The 20568-nt window shown below is 65.1% G+C and carries 16 protein-coding genes and 2 tRNA genes; 7 read left to right on the forward strand and 11 right to left on the reverse strand.

Going from position 1 to position 20568, the window contains the following annotated elements; translation table 11 throughout:
• Positions 1-127 precede the first annotated feature (127 nt).
• Positions 128-3346, reverse strand: coding sequence for a fused isobutyryl-CoA mutase/GTPase IcmF (gene icmF / locus ACWEO2_RS20685; RefSeq protein WP_452406783.1), 3219 nt, complete (start codon positions 3344-3346; stop codon positions 128-130).
• 269 nt (positions 3347-3615) lie between these two features.
• Between icmF and ACWEO2_RS20690 the strand changes: the two genes are divergently transcribed.
• From ACWEO2_RS20690 to ACWEO2_RS20715, 6 genes are all read left to right on the forward strand, one after another.
• The gene (locus tag ACWEO2_RS20690; protein ID WP_452406784.1) at positions 3616-3822 is read left to right on the forward strand and encodes a hypothetical protein; all 207 of its coding nucleotides are present in this window, start codon (positions 3616-3618) and stop codon (positions 3820-3822) included.
• A 259-nt stretch (positions 3823-4081) separates the two neighbouring features.
• A complete protein-coding gene (locus tag ACWEO2_RS20695) occupies positions 4082-5581 on the forward strand; it encodes a CoA-acylating methylmalonate-semialdehyde dehydrogenase (protein ID WP_452406807.1) in 1500 nt (499 codons plus the stop codon).
• Positions 5582-5610: 29 nt separating this feature from the next.
• Positions 5611-6750 carry an acyl-CoA dehydrogenase family protein gene (locus ACWEO2_RS20700; protein WP_452406785.1) on the forward strand — a complete coding sequence of 380 codons (1140 nt, stop codon included), beginning with the start codon at positions 5611-5613 and terminating at the stop codon, positions 6748-6750.
• A complete protein-coding gene (locus ACWEO2_RS20705; RefSeq protein WP_452406786.1) occupies positions 6747-7841 on the forward strand; it encodes an enoyl-CoA hydratase/isomerase family protein in 1095 nt (364 codons plus the stop codon). Before ACWEO2_RS20700 ends, ACWEO2_RS20705 begins: the two co-directional genes overlap by 4 nt.
• Complete coding sequence (gene mmsB / locus ACWEO2_RS20710) at positions 7838-8734, forward strand: 3-hydroxyisobutyrate dehydrogenase (protein WP_452406787.1); 897 nt, start codon at positions 7838-7840, stop codon at positions 8732-8734. The genes ACWEO2_RS20705 and mmsB overlap by 4 nt, the downstream gene beginning before the upstream one ends.
• Before the next feature lie 2 nt (positions 8735-8736).
• Positions 8737-9564, forward strand: coding sequence for an enoyl-CoA hydratase (locus ACWEO2_RS20715; protein WP_452406788.1), 828 nt, complete (start codon positions 8737-8739; stop codon positions 9562-9564).
• Positions 9565-9817: 253 nt separating this feature from the next.
• On the opposite strand, the gene ACWEO2_RS20720 is transcribed toward ACWEO2_RS20715, so the two are convergent.
• Both ACWEO2_RS20720 and ACWEO2_RS20725 read right to left on the reverse strand, forming a co-directional pair.
• The gene (locus tag ACWEO2_RS20720; protein WP_452406789.1) at positions 9818-10885 is read right to left on the reverse strand and encodes an Hsp70 family protein; all 1068 of its coding nucleotides are present in this window, start codon (positions 10883-10885) and stop codon (positions 9818-9820) included.
• A gap of 119 nt (positions 10886-11004) precedes the next feature.
• Positions 11005-11553 carry a MarR family winged helix-turn-helix transcriptional regulator gene (locus ACWEO2_RS20725; protein ID WP_355186561.1) on the reverse strand — a complete coding sequence of 183 codons (549 nt, stop codon included), beginning with the start codon at positions 11551-11553 and terminating at the stop codon, positions 11005-11007.
• Positions 11554-11823: 270 nt separating this feature from the next.
• Here ACWEO2_RS20725 and ACWEO2_RS20730 point away from each other — a divergent pair.
• A tRNA-Cys gene (locus ACWEO2_RS20730) sits at positions 11824-11898 on the forward strand.
• A 67-nt stretch (positions 11899-11965) separates the two neighbouring features.
• Here the strand turns inward: ACWEO2_RS20730 and ACWEO2_RS20735 are convergent.
• The 8 genes from ACWEO2_RS20735 to ACWEO2_RS20770 all read right to left on the reverse strand — a co-directional run bounded on the left by ACWEO2_RS20735 (position 11966) and on the right by ACWEO2_RS20770 (position 20546).
• On the reverse strand, positions 11966-13018 hold the full coding sequence (locus ACWEO2_RS20735; RefSeq protein ID WP_452406790.1) for an ABC transporter ATP-binding protein: 1053 nt from the start codon (positions 13016-13018) through the stop codon (positions 11966-11968).
• Positions 13015-14568 (reverse strand): ABC transporter permease, encoded by a 1554-nt coding sequence (locus ACWEO2_RS20740; RefSeq protein WP_452406791.1) that lies wholly within the window; start codon positions 14566-14568, stop codon positions 13015-13017. Before ACWEO2_RS20740 ends, ACWEO2_RS20735 begins: the two co-directional genes overlap by 4 nt.
• A gap of 2 nt (positions 14569-14570) precedes the next feature.
• Positions 14571-15590, reverse strand: coding sequence for an iron ABC transporter substrate-binding protein (locus ACWEO2_RS20745; protein ID WP_452406792.1), 1020 nt, complete (start codon positions 15588-15590; stop codon positions 14571-14573).
• A 126-nt stretch (positions 15591-15716) separates the two neighbouring features.
• Positions 15717-17123, reverse strand: a complete 1407-nt coding sequence (locus ACWEO2_RS20750; protein WP_452406793.1) for a metallophosphoesterase — start codon at positions 17121-17123, stop codon at positions 15717-15719.
• A 14-nt stretch (positions 17124-17137) separates the two neighbouring features.
• Entirely contained in the window at positions 17138-17857 is a 720-nt protein-coding gene (locus ACWEO2_RS20755; RefSeq protein WP_452406794.1) for an Rv0361 family membrane protein, read from the reverse strand.
• 143 nt (positions 17858-18000) lie between these two features.
• Positions 18001-18642, reverse strand: a complete 642-nt coding sequence (locus ACWEO2_RS20760; RefSeq protein WP_452406795.1) for a UTRA domain-containing protein — start codon at positions 18640-18642, stop codon at positions 18001-18003.
• A 415-nt stretch (positions 18643-19057) separates the two neighbouring features.
• A complete protein-coding gene (locus ACWEO2_RS20765; protein WP_452406796.1) occupies positions 19058-20068 on the reverse strand; it encodes an asparagine synthase C-terminal domain-containing protein in 1011 nt (336 codons plus the stop codon).
• A gap of 409 nt (positions 20069-20477) precedes the next feature.
• Positions 20478-20546: transfer RNA gene (locus tag ACWEO2_RS20770), tRNA-Ser, on the reverse strand.
• Positions 20547-20568: the final 22 nt, after the last annotated feature.

Raw genomic sequence — 20568 nt, forward strand, 5'->3', positions numbered from 1 at the left:
ACCGACTTCGGAATGGGACGCGACCCAGATTCGCCGTTTGGCGCGGCCGACGGCAGATCTCGTTCTTCAACGCGTCGCGGGGGAGCTGCACTGGGGGCGGGGAGCTGACCCACGCCCCCAATCTATTTCACACGTTGCGGCGGTATTGGCCGCCGACGGTGAAGAAGGTGTCGGTGATCTGCTGCAGGGTGCAGACCCGGGCGGCGTCCATCAGGACCTCGAAGATGTTGTCGTCGGTGCGGGCCACCGCGTCCAGGCGGGCCAGGGCGGCGTGTCCGGCGTCGCGATGGTTGTTCTGGAATTCGCGCACGCGCTTCAGCTGTGACTGCTTCTCCGCTTCCGTGCCGCGCGCCAATTCGATGACACGATGCGGTTCCCCGTGCGGGTTGCGGAAGGTGTTGACGCCGATGATCGGCAGTGAACCATCGTGTTTGCGGTGCTCGTACCGCATGGATTCGTCTTGGATCTTGCCGCGCTGGTAGCCGGTCTCCATGGCGCCGAGGACTCCGCCGCGCTCACTGATGCGATCGAATTCGGCGAGTACGGCCTCCTCGACGAGATCGGTGAGTTCATCGATGAGAAAGCTGCCCTGGAGTGGGTTCTCGTTCATCGCGACGCCCCACTCGCAGTTGATGATGAGCTGAATGGCCAGCGCGCGGCGCACCGATTCCTCGGTGGGCGTGGTCACCGCCTCGTCATAGGCATTGGTGTGCAGGCTATTGCAGTTGTCGTAGATGGCGATGAGCGCCTGCAGGGTGGTGCGAATGTCATTGAAGCTCATCTCCTGCGCGTGCAGTGAGCGGCCCGAGGTCTGGACGTGATACTTCAACTTCTGCGAACGTTCGTTGGCGCCGTAGCGATCTCGCATGGCAATGGCCCAGATCCGCCGGGCGACCCGGCCGATCACCGAATACTCCGGATCCATGCCATTGGAGAAGAAGAATGACAGGTTCGGCGCGAAGTCGTCGATCTGCATTCCGCGCGCGAGATATGCCTCGACATAGGTGAATCCATTGGCCAGGGTGAAGGCCAGCTGGCTGATCGGATTCGCACCGGCCTCGGCAATGTGATAGCCGGAGATCGAGACCGAGTAGAAATTGCGAATGCCGTTGCGCACGAACCACTCCTGGATATCGGCCATCATGCGCAGGCTGAATTCGGTGGAGAAGATGCAGGTGTTCTGGCCCTGGTCTTCTTTGAGGATGTCGGCCTGCACGGTGCCACGCACTGTCGCCAGGGTCCGCGCGGTGATGTCCGAGGTCTCCTCGGCGGTGGGCTCGCGGCCCTCGGCGGTCGAAAAGCGTTCCAGCGCTTGGTCGATGGCGGTATTGAGGAAGTAGGCCAGGATGGTCGGGGCCGGGCCGTTGATCGTCATCGATACCGAGGTGGACGGCGCAGTCAGATCGAAGCCGTCATAGAGCGCCTTCATATCGTCGAGCGAGGCGATGGAAACACCCGAGGTGCCCACCTTGCCGTAGATGTCCGGGCGTTCGGCGGGGTCGTGACCGTAGAGCGTCACCGAATCGAAGGCCGTGGAAAGCCTGGTCGCGTCGGCATGTTCGCTGAGCACCTTGAACCGCCGATTGGTGCGGAACGGATCGCCTTCGCCCGCGAACATCCGCGCCGGATCCTCGTTATCGCGCTTGAATGCGAAGACGCCCGCGGTGAACGGGAACCGGCCGGGCAAATTCTCCGAACGCAGGAACCGCAGCAGCTCACCGTGATCGGTGAATCGGGGCAGCGCGACGCGTGGAATGGAATTGCCGGACAACGTCTCCCGGCGCAGCGGGGTATGGATCTCGCGATCGCGTACCCGCACCACCTGTTCCTCGCCCCGATAGGATTCGGCGAGTTCGGGCCAGTCCGCGAGCAATGCGGCATTATCGGCATGCAGTGTGGCGCGGGCCTTTTCGGCCAGCTCGGCCACCGCGGTGTCCTCGGGCAGTTCGGCCGCCACCTGGTCGAGGCGCTGCAAGCGTTGTGCCGCGACGATTTGTTCGGCGGTCACGGCGTGGTAGTCGCGCACCGTTTCGGCGATCTCGGCGAGATAGCGCACCCGGGCGGGCGGAATGATCTGCGCGAATCTGGTCGAGGCGCGAGTATTCACCTTGGGAAGTACGCCGGGCTCCATGGGCAGACCGCGCACGGCGAGCAATCCGGTGAGGTGTTGGTAGAGCGCGGTCACCCCGTCATCGTTGAAGGTGGCCGCGCTGGTGCCGAATACCGGCATATCCTCGGGGGACTTCGTGAACTCCTCGCGATTGCGTACCAGCTGGCGCGACACATCCCGCAGCGCGTCCTCGGCGCCGCGGCGCTCGAACTTATTGATCGCCACCACATCCGCGAAATCCAGCATATCGATCTTCTCCAGCTGGGAGGCCGCGCCGAATTCCGGTGTCATCACATACATCGCCACATCGACGTGGTCGGTGATCGCGGCGTCGCCCTGGCCGATGCCCGGGGTTTCCAGGATTACCAGGTCGTATCCCGCGGCCTTGCAGGCGGTCACGATGGCATCGATATTCTGCGGCAATTCGTGGCCGCCCCGGGTGGCCAGCGAGCGGAAGAAAATATGGTCGGCATCGAGGGCGTTCATCCGGATGCGGTCGCCGAGCAGCGCGCCGCCGCCGCGCCGCCGGGTCGGATCCACCGCGAGAATCGCGACCCGCAATTTGTCCTGTTGATCCGACCGCAGACGGCGCACCAATTCGTCGGTGAGCGAGGACTTTCCTGAGCCGCCCGTGCCGGTGATACCGAGGACCGGCACGGTGCGCGCGGCGGCGGCCGTCGCCAGGGCCTGCCGATCGGATTCCGACAATGTGTCCTGCTGCAGACAGGTGATCGCACGGGCAAGTGCGGCCCGCTCACCGGCGAGCACCGCGTCCAGCACCGGCGGCTCCGTGGCGAGATCGATATCGCAGGCGCGAATGAGCTGATTGATCATGCCGGGCAGGCCGAGTCGCTGACCATCCTCGGGAGAGAAGATCGTGACACCGGATTCGGCGAGTCGCGCGATCTCCTCGGGGACGATCACCCCGCCGCCACCGCCGAAGATCCGAACATGTTCGGCCCCTGCCTTTTTCAGCGCATCGGCGAGATATTCGAAGTACTCGACATGCCCGCCCTGATACGAACTCACCGCGACGCCCTGGACATCCTCGGTGAGCACCGCGTCGACGACATCGCTGACCGCGCGATTGTGCCCTAGGTGAATGACCTCGGCCCCCTGCGCCTGCAGAATCCGCCGCATGATGTTGATCGCGGCATCATGCCCGTCGAATAGCGCGGCCGAGGTCACAAATCGGACGGGATGGGTGGGCGTGTAGAGCGCGGTGCTATCGGCCACGGGGTCCTCCGGGAGAGATCCGGTATGGCGCCCGATACTAGGACGTCAAACTAATCCTACGGTGATAGCGGTCACAGCGCTAGGTGAACGCGCCCTGGTTGCTCGAAAGGGGAGGTCGTCGGTGGCGGCATTTTCGCCGGGTGATTCGGTTCACCGTGACCGCAATTCGCGACATTCACCTGGACTCGAGTTCCGATGGAGAGTGGCGGCATGGCTGCGCCCTGCTGGGGCTCCTCGGTTCGGACGAATTCGCAGGGTGGTGCATCGAAATGAGTGCAAATGCGTCGGGCGAGGCTCCGGAGTCCGGTGTTGTCCGACGGTGGCTCATCGAGTGCGTCGATCGGATCGCATGGTGGTGCGAAATCGGCTCCGGGGCTTGGACCGCGGTGGAGGCACCGGCGGTCGCGACCGGTATGTGCGATGCCGTCGCGGTCGCGGCGATCACCGAATTCGGTTGGCCGACCAAGGGCCGCTGATCACACGCGGGCCAGTTCATGCCGATGATTTCGTGCCGGCGTTCGGGCATCAATGCGGTCGCCAGCCGGTGGATCGGCGGTCATGACGAGCTGCGCAGAACCGCCCACACTCGCTGGTTGTGCGCGGGAAGTAGTTCGCTCGACGGTTGCTGTGGGATCGGTCACAGTCTGCCTGCGGGTCTATTTTACTTGGACATCCAACTATAGGATGACCGTAGATCGCGCGATGCGCGGCGTCGACTACGAGAACAGGACTGGCATGGTTCGCGAACTGACTCATTACATCGGCGGACAGCATGTCGCCGGGGCCTCGGGCAACTTCGGTGATGTCTTCGATCCGAATACCGGCGAGGTGCAGGCGCGGGTGCCGTTGGCGTCCAAGGCCGAGGTCGATGCCGTCATCGCGAATGCCGCCGAGGCGCAGCAGGTCTGGGCCGCGTTCAACCCGCAGAAGCGGGCGCGGGTGCTGATGAAATTCCTGACGCTGGTGCAGGACGAGATGGATTCTCTTGCGGCACTGCTGTCCTCCGAGCACGGCAAGACCATTGCCGATGCCAAGGGCGATATCCAGCGCGGCATCGAGGTCATCGAATTCGCGGCGGGTATCCCACATCTGCTCAAGGGCGAGTACACCGAGAGCGCGGGCACCGGGATCGATGTCTACTCCATGCGTCAGCCGCTCGGCGTCGTCGCGGGTATCACCCCGTTCAACTTCCCGGCCATGATCCCGCTGTGGAAGGCCGGTCCGGCGCTGGCATGTGGAAATGCCTTCGTGCTCAAACCATCCGAGCGCGACCCCTCGGTGCCGCTGCGGCTGGCCGAGCTGTTCCTCGAGGCCGGTCTGCCCGCGGGTGTGTTCAATGTGGTCAATGGCGATAAGGAAGCGGTCGACGCGATCCTGCACTCGCCGACCGTCAAGGCCGTCGGCTTCGTCGGCTCCACCCCGATCGCGCAGTACATCTACGAAACCGCCACCGCGAACGGCAAACGCGCACAATGCTTCGGCGGCGCCAAGAACCACGCGATCGTCATGCCCGACGCCGACCTCGACGATGTCGCCGACCAGCTCATCGGCGCAGGTTACGGCTCGGCGGGCGAGCGCTGCATGGCCATCTCGGTTGCCGTCCCGGTCGGTGCCGAGACCGCGGATCGCCTGCGCGAGAAGCTGATCGAGCGGATCGCCAAGCTGAACGTCGGACGCTCCGACGACGCGGGTGCCGACTTCGGCCCGCTGGTCACCAAGGACGCGCTCGGCCGGGTCGAGAACTACATCCAGATCGGCATCGACGAGGGCGCCGAACTGGTGATCGACGGCCGCGGCCTGGCGGTGGACGGCGGCGAGGGCGGCTACTTCACGGGCGCGACGCTTTTCGACCAGGTCACCCGGGACATGCGGATCTACAAGGAAGAAATCTTCGGTCCGGTGCTGTCGATCGTGCGCGCCAAGGATTACGACGAAGCACTCGCCCTGCCCAACGAGCACGAGTACGGCAACGGTGTCGCGATCTTCACCCGCGACGGTGATACCGCGCGGGATTTCGCCGCCCGCGTACAGGTCGGCATGGTCGGCATCAATGTGCCGATTCCGGTGCCGATCGCGTATCACACCTTCGGCGGCTGGAAGCGCTCCGGTTTCGGCGATCTGAACCAGCACGGCCCGGATTCGATTCGCTTCTACACCAAGACCAAGACGGTCACCCAGCGCTGGCCCGCCGGTCTCAAGGACAGCAACCACTTCGTCATTCCGACCATGGACTGACCGAGCGCACCGACGAGAGGTTGACGATCGTGTTCGCACTCGATGACGACGAGCGCGCCATCGCCGCGATGGCGCGCGACTTCGCCGACGAATATCTCGCCCCGAACGCCCTCGAATGGGATGAGCAGAAGCACTTTCCGGTGGATGTGCTGCGCAAGGCCGGCTCGCTCGGTATGGGTGGCATCTATATCGGTGAGGATGTCGGTGGCTCCGGACTGCGCAGGCTCGACGCCGTGCGCATCTTCGAACAGTTGTCCACCGGCTGCCCGGCCATCGCGGCGTATATCTCCATTCACAACATGGTTTCGTGGATGATCGACAGCTACGGCAATGCGGAGCAGCGCAACCACTGGCTGCCCCGACTGACCTCGATGGAATGGCTCGGCAGCTACGCACTCACCGAGCCGGGTGTCGGATCGGATGCGGCGGCCTTGAGTACCAAGGCCGTTCGCGACGGTGACGACTATTTGCTCACCGGGGTGAAGCAATTCATCTCCGGCGCGGGCAGTACCGACGTGTACGTCATCATGGCGCGCACCGGCGATGCTGGTGCACGCGGGATTTCGGCGTTCATTGTGCCGGCCGATACCCCGGGAATTTCCTTCGGTGCCAATGAGAAGAAGATGGGCTGGAATGCGCAGCCCACCCGTCAGGTGATTCTGGACAATGCCAGGGTGCCCGCCGCCAATATGCTCGGCATCGAGGGCAATGGCTTCCGTATCGCCATGAACGGACTCAACGGCGGCAGGCTCAATATCGCCGCCTGCTCGCTCGGCGGCGGGCAGGCGGCGCTGGACAAGTCGGTGGCATACCTGGCCGAGCGCAAGGCATTCGGCAACCGACTGCTGGACAATCCGGCACTGCAATTCCAGCTCGCCGATATGCGCACCTCGCTGGAGGCGGCGCGGACGCTGCTGTGGCGGGCCGCGGCTGCGCTGGATGCAGACGCCGACGACAAGGTCGAATTGTGCGCGATGGCAAAGCGATTCGCGACCGACGCCGGATTCGAGGTCGCCAATAAGGCGCTGCAATTGCACGGTGGGTACGGCTACCTGGCCGAATACGGCGTGGAGAAGATCGTCCGCGATCTGCGGGTGCACCAGATTCTGGAGGGCACCAATGAAATCATGCGGGTGGTCGTCGCCCGCTCGGTGGTAGGAGCAGCATGAACGAGTCCGAAGTCATTATCGATAAACGTGACGGGCTCGGTCTGATCACACTGAACCGGCCAAAGGCGATCAATGCGCTGAACCATCCAATGACCCTTGCCATTACCGCCGCACTGCGGGCCTGGGTGGATGATGACGAGGTGCGTACCGTCGTCGTCACCGGTGCGGGGGAGCGCGGGCTGTGCGCGGGCGGCGATATCGTCACCATTCACAATGACGCGAAAAGTGGCGCCACCACGGCGGATTCGGCTACCGGCGTCTTCTGGCGCGATGAGTATGTGCTCAACGCGTTGATCGGCCGCTATCCGAAGCCGTATGTCGTGGTCATGGACGGCATCGTGATGGGCGGCGGCGTCGGACTTTCCGGTCACGGCAGCCACCGCATCGTCACCGAACGCTCCAAGGTCGGCATGCCCGAGGTCGGTATCGGCTTCATCCCTGATGTCGGCGGCACCTACCTGCTCGCCCGCACCCCCGGCGAGATCGGCACGCATGTCGCACTGACCACCGCGCGAATGAATGCCGGTGACGCTATTGCCGCGGGCTTTGCCGACTACTACATGGCCTCGGAAGATATTCCGGCACTGCTGGAAACGCTGCGGACCGAGACCGCGGAGATCGCCATCGCCAAATTCGCCACGGACGCACCGGAGTCCGGACTCCTCGCCCAGCGGGCCTGGATCGACGCCTGCTACAGCGCCGCTACCGTCGAGGAGATCGTCGATCGGTTGCGGTCGCACGGGTCGCCGGAGGCCGCCAAGGCCGGCACCGAACTGCTCGCCAAATCGCCTGTTGCGCTCAAGGTGACGCTGCGTTCGCTGCGCGCGGCCCGCGCCGCGACCAGCCTCGAGGCCGTCCTGAACGCGGAGTACCGGGTCTCGATCGCCGCGCTGGCCTCGCACGATCTGGTCGAAGGCATTCGCGCGCAGGTGATCGATAAGGACCGCAACCCGCAGTGGTCGCCCGCAACGCTCGCCGATGTCACCGCCGCGCAGGTCGACGCGTACTTCGCCGAATTGGGCAATAGGGAACTGGGGTTGCCGCAGCGGAGCCCGCGCGGCGACCGGACAACACCGGAGGAAAGCAAGTGACGAAAAAGATCGGTTTCCTCGGTCTCGGCCATATGGGCGGGCCGATGGCCGCGAATCTGGTCAAGGCCGGCTATGACGTGCTCGCCTTCGACCCGGTTCCCGCCGCACAGGAGCAGGCGCGCAAAGACGGCGCCACCGTGGTGGATTCGGCCGTCGCGGCCGTCGCTGGCCGCGATGTCGTGATCACCATGCTGCCCAACGGCAAGCTGGTTCTCGACGTCTACGCCGACCTGCTGCCCGCCGCCGACGCCGGCACCCTGTTCATCGACTGCTCCACCATCGATGTCGCCGACGCCAAGGCCGCGGCCGTCCGCGCCAGCGACGCGGGTCATCGCGCACTGGACGCCCCGGTCTCCGGCGGTGTCGCGGGTGCCGCCGCTGGCACGCTGACCTTTATGGTCGGCGGCGGCGAGGCCGACTTCGCCGATGCGCTCGACGTACTCCAGGTGATGGGCGGCAAGGTCGTGCACTGCGGCGGCTCCGGCGTCGGCCAGGCCGCCAAGATCTGCAACAACATGCTGCTCGGCATCTCGATGATCGGCCTGTCCGAGGCCCTGGTCCTCGGTGAGAAGCTGGGGCTGAGCCACCAGTCCTTCTTCGACGTTGTCTCCACCGCATCCGGCCAGAGTTGGGCGCTGACCAGCTACTGTCCGGTTCCCGGTCCGGTACCGACCAGCCCGGCGAATAACGACTACCAGCCCGGATTCGCCACCGCGCTGATGACCAAGGACCTGGGTCTGGCCGCGAACGCCCTGCGCGATAACGGTGTCGACGGTCAACTCGGACTGCTCGCCGCCGAGATCTACGCCCGTTTCAACCATGCGCAGGCGGGAAGGGACTTCTCCGCTATCGTCACCGATATCCGAAATCGTTCCGACCAAGAGGGTGCCTAAAGATGGATGTATCGCGAAGCGATTCCGTGGGGGGTGGCGGTCGGGCGACGGGTGGGCCTGACTTCGAGACGATTCTGCTGGAGCGCAAGGGCCGGGTCGGCTGGATCACGCTGAACCGCCCGAAGGCGCTGAACGCGCTGAATGCGCAGGTCCTCGACGATGTCATTGCCGCGCTCGACGAACTCGAGCACGATGACGCGATCGGCTCCATTGTCATCACCGGTTCGGAGCGGGCCTTCGCGGCCGGTGCCGATATCAAGGAGATGCAGCCCAAGTCGTACATGGATATGTTCATGAACGACTACTTCGCTCGCTGGGACCGGTTGGCGCAGTTCCGCAAGCCGACCATTGCCGCCGTCGCCGGATACGCCCTCGGTGGTGGCTGCGAGCTGGCCATGATCTGCGACATCCTGCTCGCCGCCGATAATGCCAAATTCGGTCAGCCGGAGATCAAACTCGGCGTCATCCCCGGCATCGGTGGCTCGCAGCGCCTGACCCGCGCGATCGGCAAGGCCAAGGCCATGGATCTGGTGCTCACCGGCCGCAATATGGATGCCGAAGAGGCCGAGCGCGCCGGACTCGTCTCCCGCATCGTCCCCGCGGCCGAACTGCTCGACACCGCACTCGAGGTCGCCGAGACCATCGCATCGATGTCGCTCCCGGTGACCATGATCGCGAAGGAAGCGGTGAACCGGTCCTTCGAAACCACCCTGTCCGAGGGCCTGCGCTTCGAACGCCGAGTCTTCCACTCGCTGTTCGCGATCGAGGATCAGAAGGAAGGCATGGCCGCCTTCGTCGAGAAGCGTCCGGCGAAGTTCACCAACCGCTGACACCTTGCCGCACTGAGGTATTCGAACAAGCACTGTGCCCGGCCGAGTGAATCTCGGCCGGGCACAGGTGTATTCGATCAGTGACGGCCACGTTGCCGAAACGTTGCGACAGATCCGCGGCGGCGGTCCCCGCATACCGGGTCGCGACCTCGCACACGGTGCACGCTTGCGCGATCTCCACCGAATATGCGCGAGCGTGGGTGCTCTGCTGGAGGGCGGCGAGACGGCGTGTGCGCCCGCTCGTGCTGGGTTCTCAGTTGAGCGGCTTCGCCGGGATGCCTGCGATCTCCACCGGAGTCGGGGCGTTGCCGCCGTCCGGGCGCTGGGCGGCGGTGTGGTCGATGGCGAGGAGGCCGACGATCGTTGCGCCCAATGCGATCGTAACCGCAGCCGCGGCAATGAGTTTGCGGCGGTCGGCGGTGGTCGGCAGCAGGGAACCCGGCTGCGCTCCGCTGCGCAGTCGCGCCATGCGCACGTCGCCGATGGGGCGTTCGGCGGCGAGCAGGACGGCACCGCGGGCCGAGACGTACTCCGGCTCGGAGTCGTAAATGACCGGGAGTTCGATCATTTCGGTCAGTTCCTCGCGGATGCTGGGGTTGCGGGTGCAGCCGCCGAGTAGGACGAGCGCCTCCGGCTGGACTCCGGTTTCCTCGATCAATTGGCGGACGAACGAGGCCGAATGGTGGATGCCGGCGGCGCACAATTCGGCGAGGTCGCTGCGGGTGACCACGGCGCGCTCGCCGGAGTTTGTGTCCATGGCGGTGATCACACGGGCGCTGCTGAGTTCTTCCCGGTGCCTGCGGCTGGTCGGCTTGTCGGTGAGCACCCCGCCGCGTGCGAGTTGCCAGCGCAGCAGTGCGTCATAGCCGTCGCCGCCGAGCACCGTACTGTGTTTGCTGGACAGGATGGTGTCGGTCCGGCAGTCGGCGTGGGTGATGGTCAGGCCGGAGCTGCCGAGGTCGTAGAGGATGACCGAACCGCTGGTGGGCAGGCGGCCGGTGAAACGCAGGTACCGCAGTTGGGCCAGCGGTTCGTCGACGACGGCGAGCCGGGTGTGGTCCGCGGTGGTTCGGATGGCGTCGGCGTGTAGCGGGCAGCGACAGGTGACGGCGGTTCCGCTGATCAGTTCGTCGCGCCGGTCGGCGGCCGCGCGCATCTGCCGAATCGCCTCGAAGACCGGTTCCTCGACCCCACCACCCGCCCGACGCGGCACCTGACAGCGATCAATCGGCGGGAGGTGCGGCTGATCGGAATGTGTCAGCATCGCGCGAGCACCACCAGCGCCCGCCGAAACCCCCAAGACCAGCACCATGGAATCCATGGTGAACCCTTTCGGGTTCGCTGCCAAGACGACGGGGCGGGGAATTCGCTAGTTGGATGCCAGACTGTTATCGGTTGATCGGTGGGGTGGTGTACAGACCGACTGGTCTGGCCGGTTTGCTACTCCGCGTGGGTCGACCAGCGTGCCGGTGCGTCACCGGTGTCGAAGTCGCCAGCGGCATGGCGGAATTCGGCGAGCAATTGCAGCAGGGTGTGCAGCCGATCCGGTGGAAGTCCGGGGAGCGCGAAGACTTTCGCATTGAGTTCCTCGGTTGCCTGAGCAACCAATTCCCTTCCGGCAGTGGTGATTTCGATAAGAGTGGCGCGCCGATCGCTGGGATGCGGCACGCGCTCGACGAGTTTCGCGGCCTCCAGTCGATCGACGGTATTCGTCACGCTGGTGGGGTGCACCTGCAGGCGCGCACTGGCCTTCGCCATCGGCAGTGCGCCGGTCTTGCTGAAAGACAGCAGCATGAGAAGTTCATATCGGGAGAAGGTCAGACCGGTCGGTTTCAGTGCTTCGTCCACCCGGGCCATCACGATTTGCTGGGCCCGCACCAGCGAGGTCACCGCCGCCATGCCGTCGGCGACATCGCCCCAGCCGTGGCCGACCCATTGGCGATGGGCCTCCTCGATCGGATCCTGCGGGAGTGGGCGTGGCCGTGACATGGCTCCGATCATTGCATGTTCCCGCGCCTTCCCGGGGCTTCCGCCGACCGGTGAGTGCGGCGAAAGTTGCATTGCGGACCGGCGGTCGAGTGCCTGGCCGAGATTTGGGCGTACCCGGTGGGTCACTCACGTCCTTGCGAAATCAGTTGCTGCGATGTGACGCGCCGGATGGGGCCGCCGTGACGGGTTTCGATCATTGCTCGCCGGTTGAGATCACGGTGAGTGCAATCGTGGGCAATTCGATGCGGCGACGGCAATATTCATGGCGAGGCGGGCGTGGCTGAGTGGTTTAGGCAACGGTCTGCAAAGCCGTTTACGCGGGTTCAATTCCCGCCGCTCGCTCCACGAAAGGGTGCGCCGCCATGGGTGCCCGGCTCGGTGATACGCCAACGCCGAGCCGGGTGTCCGTGGTTCAGGCCGCAGCTTCGAAGGCCACGGCGGTGCCGAGCACATCCAAGTGCACCCGCTGACCCACAGGCGGCGCGGCGACGCTGGCACGGCGCACCAGCACCGGATCGGTGTCACCGTCGAGTGCGATGGTCAGCATCACATCCGCCCCGCGGAACTCCACATCGCACACGATCCCACTGCTCGGTTCACCATCGGAAACCACATGCGCCACAAGCTGTTCCGGCCGGATCATGAGGGTCGCCCGACCCGACGGCGCCGACTTCTGCACCGGAACCCGGCCGAGTGCGCATTTGGCGATATCGCCGTCGACCACCGCGTCGAGCAGCACGCAATCTCCGAGGAACTTGGCGGTGAACAGGTCGGTGGGCGCCGCGTAGACCTCTTCCGGAGCGCCGACCTGGGTGAATACTCCCTCGCGCATGACCGCGACCTGCGCGGCGAAGGACAGCGCCTCCTCCTGGTCATGGGTGACCAGAATGCTGGTCATCCCCGCCGCACGCAGCGTCTCGGCCACGGCCTGTCTGGTGGTGGCGCGCAGCCCGGCATCGAGTGCGCTGAACGGCTCGTCGAGCAGCATGACATCGGGTTTGCGGGCGAGCGCGCGGGCGAGCGCGACGCGCTGCTGCTGGCCACCGGAGAGCTGATGGGGACGACGGTCGGCGTAGGACGGATCCAGCGAGACCATCTCCAGCAGTTCGTTCACCCGGCTCTTACCGCGGCGCAGACCGCAGAATCCGCGGTGCAGGCCATAGGCGATGTTCTGGCCGACGGTCAAATGCGGGAACAGCGCACCGTCCTGCGCGACATAGCCGACATTGCGCCGCTGCGGCGGTACCGAAAAGCGGTCGCGGGTCACGGTTTCCGCGCCGATGGCAACCGAACCCGCATCCGGGGCCTCGAATCCGGCGATCACCCGCAGCAGCGTGGTCTTACCGCAACCCGACGAGCCGACTACCGCGGTCGAACTGCCATTGGGCACGTCCAAACTGATTCCACCCAGCACCTGCTGCTGGCCGAAGGTCTTCGAAACGTCGTCCACGACAAGCCGACTCATAGCCCGGCCGCCTTCCTGGATTGGGTGAACAGCAGATATGTCACCGGAACCGCGGCGACGATCATGATGAGTGCGTAGGGTGCGGCCGCGGCGTAGTCCAATTCGCCCGACAGCGACCAGAATCGCATTGCGAGGGTGCGAGTTCCGCTGGGGGCCAGGAGCAATGTCGCGGTCAGTTCGGTCGCGACGGCCACGAAGACCAGCGCGGCCGCGGCGGCCGCGGCGGGTGCGGTCAGCCGCAGCGTGACGCGAACGAAGGTGACCGGACCGGACTGTCCCAGCGAGCGCGACACTTCTTCCAGCCCGACCGGCACCTGCGCGAGTCCGGCGCGCACGCTGACCAGCGCCCGCGGCAGGAACATCAGCACATATGCCGCGACGACCATGGCCACCGTCTGATAGAGCGGCGGCGCCCACCTAATGGTGACGGTCACCATGGCCAGCGCGATCACAATGCCGGGCAGCGAACTCGTAATGTAGTTGGCGCCCTCCACAGTTCGGGCGAATGCCGAGGTGGAGCGCACCGCGATCCAGGCCACCGGAAATGCGCACACCGTGGTGATCAGCGCGGCCATCGCCGCCAGCGCGATGGTCTGCCCGAGCGCCGTACCGATCTCGGTGATATCCCAGACCCGCGCACCGCCGATGCGCAGCCAGCGCACGATGGTCCACAGCGGCACCCCGATCGAGCAGGCGACAACCGCGGCCAATGCGAGGAGCACCGGAATCGTGCTCGGTCCCAACGCAACTCGGGTCGCCGCACGCGGCGCACCGCTGCCGATCCTGGCGTAGCGCGCCTTACCGCGCGCTCCCGCCTCGGCCGCGAGCAACACCAGGCAGCACAGCACCAGCACGCCCGCCAGCATGCTGCCCGCCGGACCGGCGAAGCTGGATTGATACTGCTCGAAGATCGCGGTGGTGAAGGTGTCGAAGCGGATCATCACGAATGCGCCGTATTCGGCGAGCAGATGCAGCGCGATCAGCAGCCCGCCGCCGAGAATCGCCAATCGCAACTGCGGCAATACGATTCGGGTGAACACCGCAACCGGGCCGGAACCGAGCGCGCGTGCCGATTCCTCCACCGCCGGGTCGAGGCGGCGCAAGGTGGCCGCCGCGGGCAGATACACCAGCGGGAAATACGACATCGTGGAGATCACCACGCCCGCCGACAGTCCGTGCATGGTCGGGAAGACGCTGACCCAGCCGTAGCTGTTCACGAACGCGGGCACGGCCAGCGGCGCCGCGAAGACCGGCCCCCACCACGCCGCGCCCGGCACATTCGTCCGCTCCACCACCCACGCCAGCCCGACGCCGAGCACCACACAGATGGGCACGGTGACGAGCACCAGCGCGGCCGTATTGCGCAGCAGGTCACCGACTCTCGGGCGGAACACCAGCTGCGCAGCTTCGTGCAGGCCGGTGGTGAAGACGGTGGACACGATGTAGCCGAGCGGCACGAACGTCGCCGCCACCAGCAGTAGGGCGACGATCGTGACCAGCGGCCCCGGTCTCCCGACCCGGGGTGCGGCGACAGCGGTCCGAAGGGCCATGACTAGAGCAGACCCGCGTCGGTCATCAGCGCCGTCACCTTCTTGGCGTCGAGCTTGCTCGGGTCGACGGCCGGTGCCTGCAGCGAGGCCAGCGGCGGCAGCGCCGGATTGGCCGCGACATCACTGGCGACCGGGTATTCCAACGAGGTGCCGTCGCGCAGGATCTCCTGCCCCGCCTTGGATGTGATGAACGCCAGGAACTTCTGTGCCGACTCCTGCTTCTTGCTCGACTTCAGCACGCCGCCACCGGAAACCGAGACGAAGGCGCCGGGATCCTGGTTCTTGAAGTAGTGCAGCGCGGTGTTGTTGCTGCTCTCCTTGGTGTTGGCCTGGTCGCGGTACCAGTAGTAGTGGTAGATCACACCGCCGTCGGGCTGGCCGGAATTGACCGCCTTCATGGTCGCGACATTGTTCGGGAACGCCGTGGCGTTGTCCTTCATGCCCTTGAGCCAGGCCTTGGTGGCGTCCTCGCCCTTGAGTACGAGCAGACCCGCGACGATGGCCTGGAAGTCGGCGCCGGAAACGCCGGCACCCCAGCGGCCCTTCCACTGCGGTTGCGCCAGATCCAGCAGCGACGCGGGCAGCCGGTCGGCCGCGATCTTATCCTTGTTGTAGACAAAAACCGTTGAGCGGGCTGCGATTCCGGTCCACTTCCCGGTAGACGGCCGGAACTGCGCTGGCACCTGGTCCAGGGTTTTGCTGTCCACGTCGGCGAACAGTCCGGCGTTCTCGACCAATGCCATGGCGGGGGAGTTCTCGGTGAGGAAGACATCGGCGGGGGAGGCGGCGCCCTCGGCGACCAGCTGATTGCCCAGTGCGGTGTCACCGCCCTGGCGCAGCGTGACCTTGATGCCGGTCTCCTTGGTGAACTCGTCCACCCATTCCTTGGTCAGGGATTCGTGCTGGGCGTTGTAGACGGTGATCTCGTTCTTGTCGTCCGAGGAATTCGAGCAGGCCGTCAGGCCGAGCGCCGCGACGCTGACGGCCAGCGCTGCGGAAACCGATTTCCATCTGATCGACATGTTCGAGTCCTTCCGACACCTGCAAGGTTCCACTTCATATGATGAGGCTTACCTAAGCAAGATACCGCGTCCGACGTGCGCGGATGGTATCGGTACGGCTGCGGCGGCCGTGGTTCGCCGCGCGAGTCAGCTCAGTCCCGAGAAGTCCCGCAGCACAACGTGATTGCGATCGGCGAAGGTGCCGAGCGTGTAATCCGGCAGCAGCCCGAAGTATTCACCACGGGTCATCGCGCTCCAGCGGCGCGCCGCGGCGGTGCGGGTTTTGTAGAAATTGATCATGTACCCGCCCTCGTACAGGCGCAGCAGGCTGTAGCCGCCCGGATATTCCTTGACCGCTGCCACCTCGAGGAATTCCACCGCACAGCCGGTATCCGGACGAGTGCGACGGTTGCGGTGGGTATGGCCGCTGTGCTGGAGAAATACTCCGGGAGCGCGTTCGTAGAGCGTCTGGAGTTCGATGCTGTCGGAGCGGTTGAGGACGAAACCCGGTCCGGCGGTATTGGTCAGACCGGATTCGGTGGTCACCGGGTGGTGGCCGAATACCAGCGTCGGGCGGTCCGGATCGGTGCGCAGCAGTTCGCCGAGCCGGTCGAATTGCGGACGTTCGATGCTGCCGCCGGAACCGTCGAGTTCGCTGGTGTCCAGGCCGAGTAGCCGCAGGCCCCGTACCTCGTGCTCGATCAGTTGCTGGCGTGGATTGAACTGCTCGGCCCAGCAGTCGTGATGATCCGCGGGTGCCGGGAGGCAGCCTTGATATTCCGATCCGATATGCGGGCGGTCGTGATTGCCGCGCACGGCCAAGTAGTCGCGGCCCGGTATGCCCCAGGTGTCCAGATGTGCGCGGACCGCCCGCGATTCCTGCGGTCGCGCCTCGGCGGTGAGATCGCCCGCGATGAGCAGTGTGTCGGCGCCGCGGTCGGGGCGGCGCAGATCATCGAGCAGAGCGGCCAGCATCACCTCCGGATACGGCGGTAGGCCCGGCTCCTGCTGGAAGCCCGGCGGCAGGCTGTCGACGATGAGCCCGCTGACCTGTTCGCCGTAGTGCACATCATTGGCGAGGGCGATGGTGTGCAGTTGGCGGCCCGGCGGCGGGGTCAGGGTGGTGAATTCGCCTGTGGATTCGGGACTTCCAGGGGTGAGGGTGGTCAGCGAGACAGCGGGCGCGGCCTTGGCGCCGTTCGACCAGGCCTCGAATCGGTAGGTGCGGCCGGGTTCGAGGCCATCGATCTCGGCGTAGTGGAACGGGGTCCGCTCGTCCTCGGCGTAGACCGTCCCCGGTGCCAGCGGTGAGTCCGCCGGACCCAAGCGAACCTGGGCGTCGGTATCGACCGGCAGCAGTCGTCCGGTGGGATCCGGGGCCACCGTCGTCCAGGTGAGAATCACTGATCGATCGGTGACCGTGACGATCTCCAGATCGGTCGCCAAGAGCGGATTCGGTTGGGCCCGAACCGAACCCGGTGCGGCGAGTGCGATCAACGCGGCCGATCCGACGGCGCTGAGGAAGGTCCGACGCGACGGTCCGCAGCAGCTCATTCGACGAGATTACGTCAGTTCTTACCCGCCTCCGCCGAGCAGACCTTCCACGTCCCGTCTTCCTTGCGCAGGTGTTCGGTGGTGCCGGTGTCGGTATCGGGGGTCTCGCCCGGAATGGTCAGCGTGAGTTTGCCGGTGATCCGGGCCGTCGCGCGGTCACCGGTGACGACAATATCGTCGATCTTGTCGATGCTGACCTCGACCTTGGCGCTATCGAAATCCTTCTTCTGCTCATCGGTCAGCGTGTCGAAGTCGGCACGGTCGGCCGCGCACGCTTTGGCCGCCGCGGCGGCGAAACCACGCGATCCGAGCGTGTCGTAGAAATCGTGGATGGCCACCTCGATCTTCTTCTCATCCGAGGCGAGTGGCGTCTTGCCCTGCACGGTGAGAACCACGCCCGCTGCCACCGCACCCGCGATGGCGAGCACCAGCACCAGCAGTCCGATGATCAGGCCTGTCCTGCGCTGCTTCGGCGGCTGATAACCCGGGTAGCCCGGCGGATTTCCACCCGGTGGCGGATATCCGGGCACACCCTGTGGCGCATACCCCTGACCGCCGGGTGGCGGATACCCCTGTGCGCTGGATGGCGGATAACCCTGGCCGCCGGGCGGCGGATAACCCCCTGGCGGCGGATACCCCTGCCCGGTCTGCGGGGGATACGCCTGCCCATAACCCGGTTGCTCCGGTTCCTGCGGCTGTCCGAATGGCGGCTGCCCGCCCGGCGGATATGTCATCGACGTGTCCTCCCACTCACCCCGGCTTATGTGGAAGGTTACGGCAACGTGCACCTGCGCGACCGGAACACCGACCAGCGATCCACCCCCGAATTAGGACAGCTGTCCCAAGGGGCCGAGCCGCCTACCGCCACACGTTGCGGTCATGGCCTGTCCCATCGGCTGAGCTGAGTTACAAATACCAATTCGGTGCGGTCACCCGGCAATACGATGTCGGAGAACTCGACGGTACGTCCTGTCGTATCGATCATCTGCTTGCGTACGGCCAAGACCGCGACACCGGACGGGATATCGAGTTCCGCCATCTCGGTCGCGCTCGGCGGACGCGCGGTTATGGATTCCACAATGCGATCGATCTCGATATTCACGGTGTGCAGCTGGTGCTGGGTGCCACCGGGCCAGGGTTCCTCATCGGCATCGAGCAGCCTCGGATTGGCTGCCACCACGCCGTAGACCAAATACGACGTGGTGAGACTGACCGGGGAACCGTCGCCCTTGAGTCGGGTTCGATAGTCGCGGCGCAAGATGCGGGTTCCGACCGGCACCTCGAAGACGGCGGCGACGCCGCTATCCGCCTCGATCGTCTGGTAGCGGGCGAAGAATTCCAGATCGTCGATGCTCAGCCCGGTGTCGTATTCGGTTGCGCCTGTAGTCCTTCGGATCGCTTCCGACAGCAACGCTCGATCCTTCTCCCACTGATAACGTTCCGCGGCACGCCGAACCCGCCCTCCCGCCACGATCCGGTGCCGCACATCGCCCGCGATCCGCTCATACTTCGCACCCATTGGCGCTCCTCGAACGTGTCATTGACGCCCACTACCACCATGCACCTCAAACCCACCGAGTGGTCCTGACTCGTCCGGGTGGAGCGAGATCATTGGCCGATGCGGAGGGTGGGGATGCGCAGGTGACGCGATGCCACGCCGGGAGGGCCGGGCATGACCAGGGGTTTCAACGGGTCCGACCGGGGTGTCCGCCGCGACGGTCGTATTGGGAAACAACCTGACCAAAGGACAGCGCATATGAGTGACGATTTCGGAATTGCAGGCAAAACCGCATTGGTCACGGGCTCGGGTCGGAATATCGGGCGGGCGATCGTGCTCGGCCTGGCTGGCCGCGGCCGGCGGAGTTCCTCCCAGCCATCCCGATTCGGCACCAGCCGACGCCCGAGGAGCTGGCTTGGGCGGGGACCGTCTCGGGCTAGCTCTGCTGGCGGATTGATAGATACAGCCGAGTGGCCACAGCTTCGGCGTCCTCGTTCATTGGGTCGGTGTAGGTGCGTGCACCGGGCAAGTTCGCGGCGTAGGTGCGGGCCGAGTTCGCCAGTACGGACATGAGGCCGGATGAGCGCTGAATCGGCGCTTTCGCGGACCAGGCGAGCTGTTCGGCACCTGCTGGGAGCTGATTATCACATGCGATGCGCAGGGCGAACTTGTCGATAGAGCGGCCGTCGCGCTCGCCGAAAAGTGCTGTCGGAGCGAAGTGTTCGGCAATCCGCCACCATCGCACGGTCTGAAAGACATGAATCAGCCGTTCGTCGTAGTGGTCCAGTAGGGCGGGATAGAAGTGCGGTACCAGTCGGTCATAGCGGAAGTTCGCAGCCGACTCGGTGCGGATGAGCCGATCCAGTTCCTCCCGTGCTTCCGGAGAAGTTGCTGGGTAGCTGAGTCTTTGTCCGCCACCGAAGATGGCGTCGGCTCCGCTGCCGGTGAGGATAGCGCCCAGATTTGGAATGGTGTCGAAGCTGCGACGAGCGGCGAGCAGCGGTATACCGGCGGTTACTTCCCAAAGCTCGGATGTGCCGAGTCGACGCATGACATCGCAGGACAGATCGTCAACTTCGTCAGTGCTCAATCGGATGATGTCGTGCTGCAAACCCAGCGCGGCGGCTGCGTTGCTTGCGTTGGATTCGTCGGACTGGCCATCGGTCACAATGGTTATGGCAACGGGCTTGACGCCGAGTTCGACAGCGACAGCGGCAACGTATATGGAGTCGATACCTCCGCTCAATAGGACGGCCGGTGTCCCCGTGAATTTGTCCAGCACGGCTGCAATACGAGAGCGGGTCTCCTGGGCGATTTGTCGGGCTGCGTCGGTCGGATCGGTGATGGTGCGAACGGCCGGATTCGGCTCCGCGACGTCGCCGATCAGATCGGAGACAAACTGGAGCGGCTCCGAGGTTTGGGGCATCAGGTTGGTTTCGTTGGTCATCTCCACCGTTCCAGTTGTGTCGTGTAGATCAGTCGGCCAGCAGCACAGCTGCCCTCTGGGAACAGGTCTGCCACATGACTGGGAATCGGTTCAACACCTGCGAAAACGATCTCGTGCCGGTCGTTGAAGTCGACTGCCGCGATCTCGCGCGGTACGTGTGGCGCTGGATCGTCTGCAGATCGCGCCTCCTCCCGCATATTCGCCTGTCCGGCGGTCGCGGTTCGACGGCTGCATGGTTGAGAACCCTACCGTTATCGGCTCGATGTCTCGCCGGGCCGAGGCGTGCGATACACCGTGCGTCACACAGCGGATGAAGACGGCATAACGCGGGTACCCACGATAACTGCACGACACCGAGGTTCGGGCACGAAAAAGGCCACCTACCAGTGGTTCTGGCAGGTGGCCTGCGTGCCCTCGGCAGGATTCGAACCTGCGGCCTTCTGCTCCGGAGGCAGCCTCGGCCCGTCCACGCGAGTCCTTTGGAGGCTATCGGCGTACCG

This window comes from Nocardia sp. NPDC004278 (assembly GCF_053602975.1).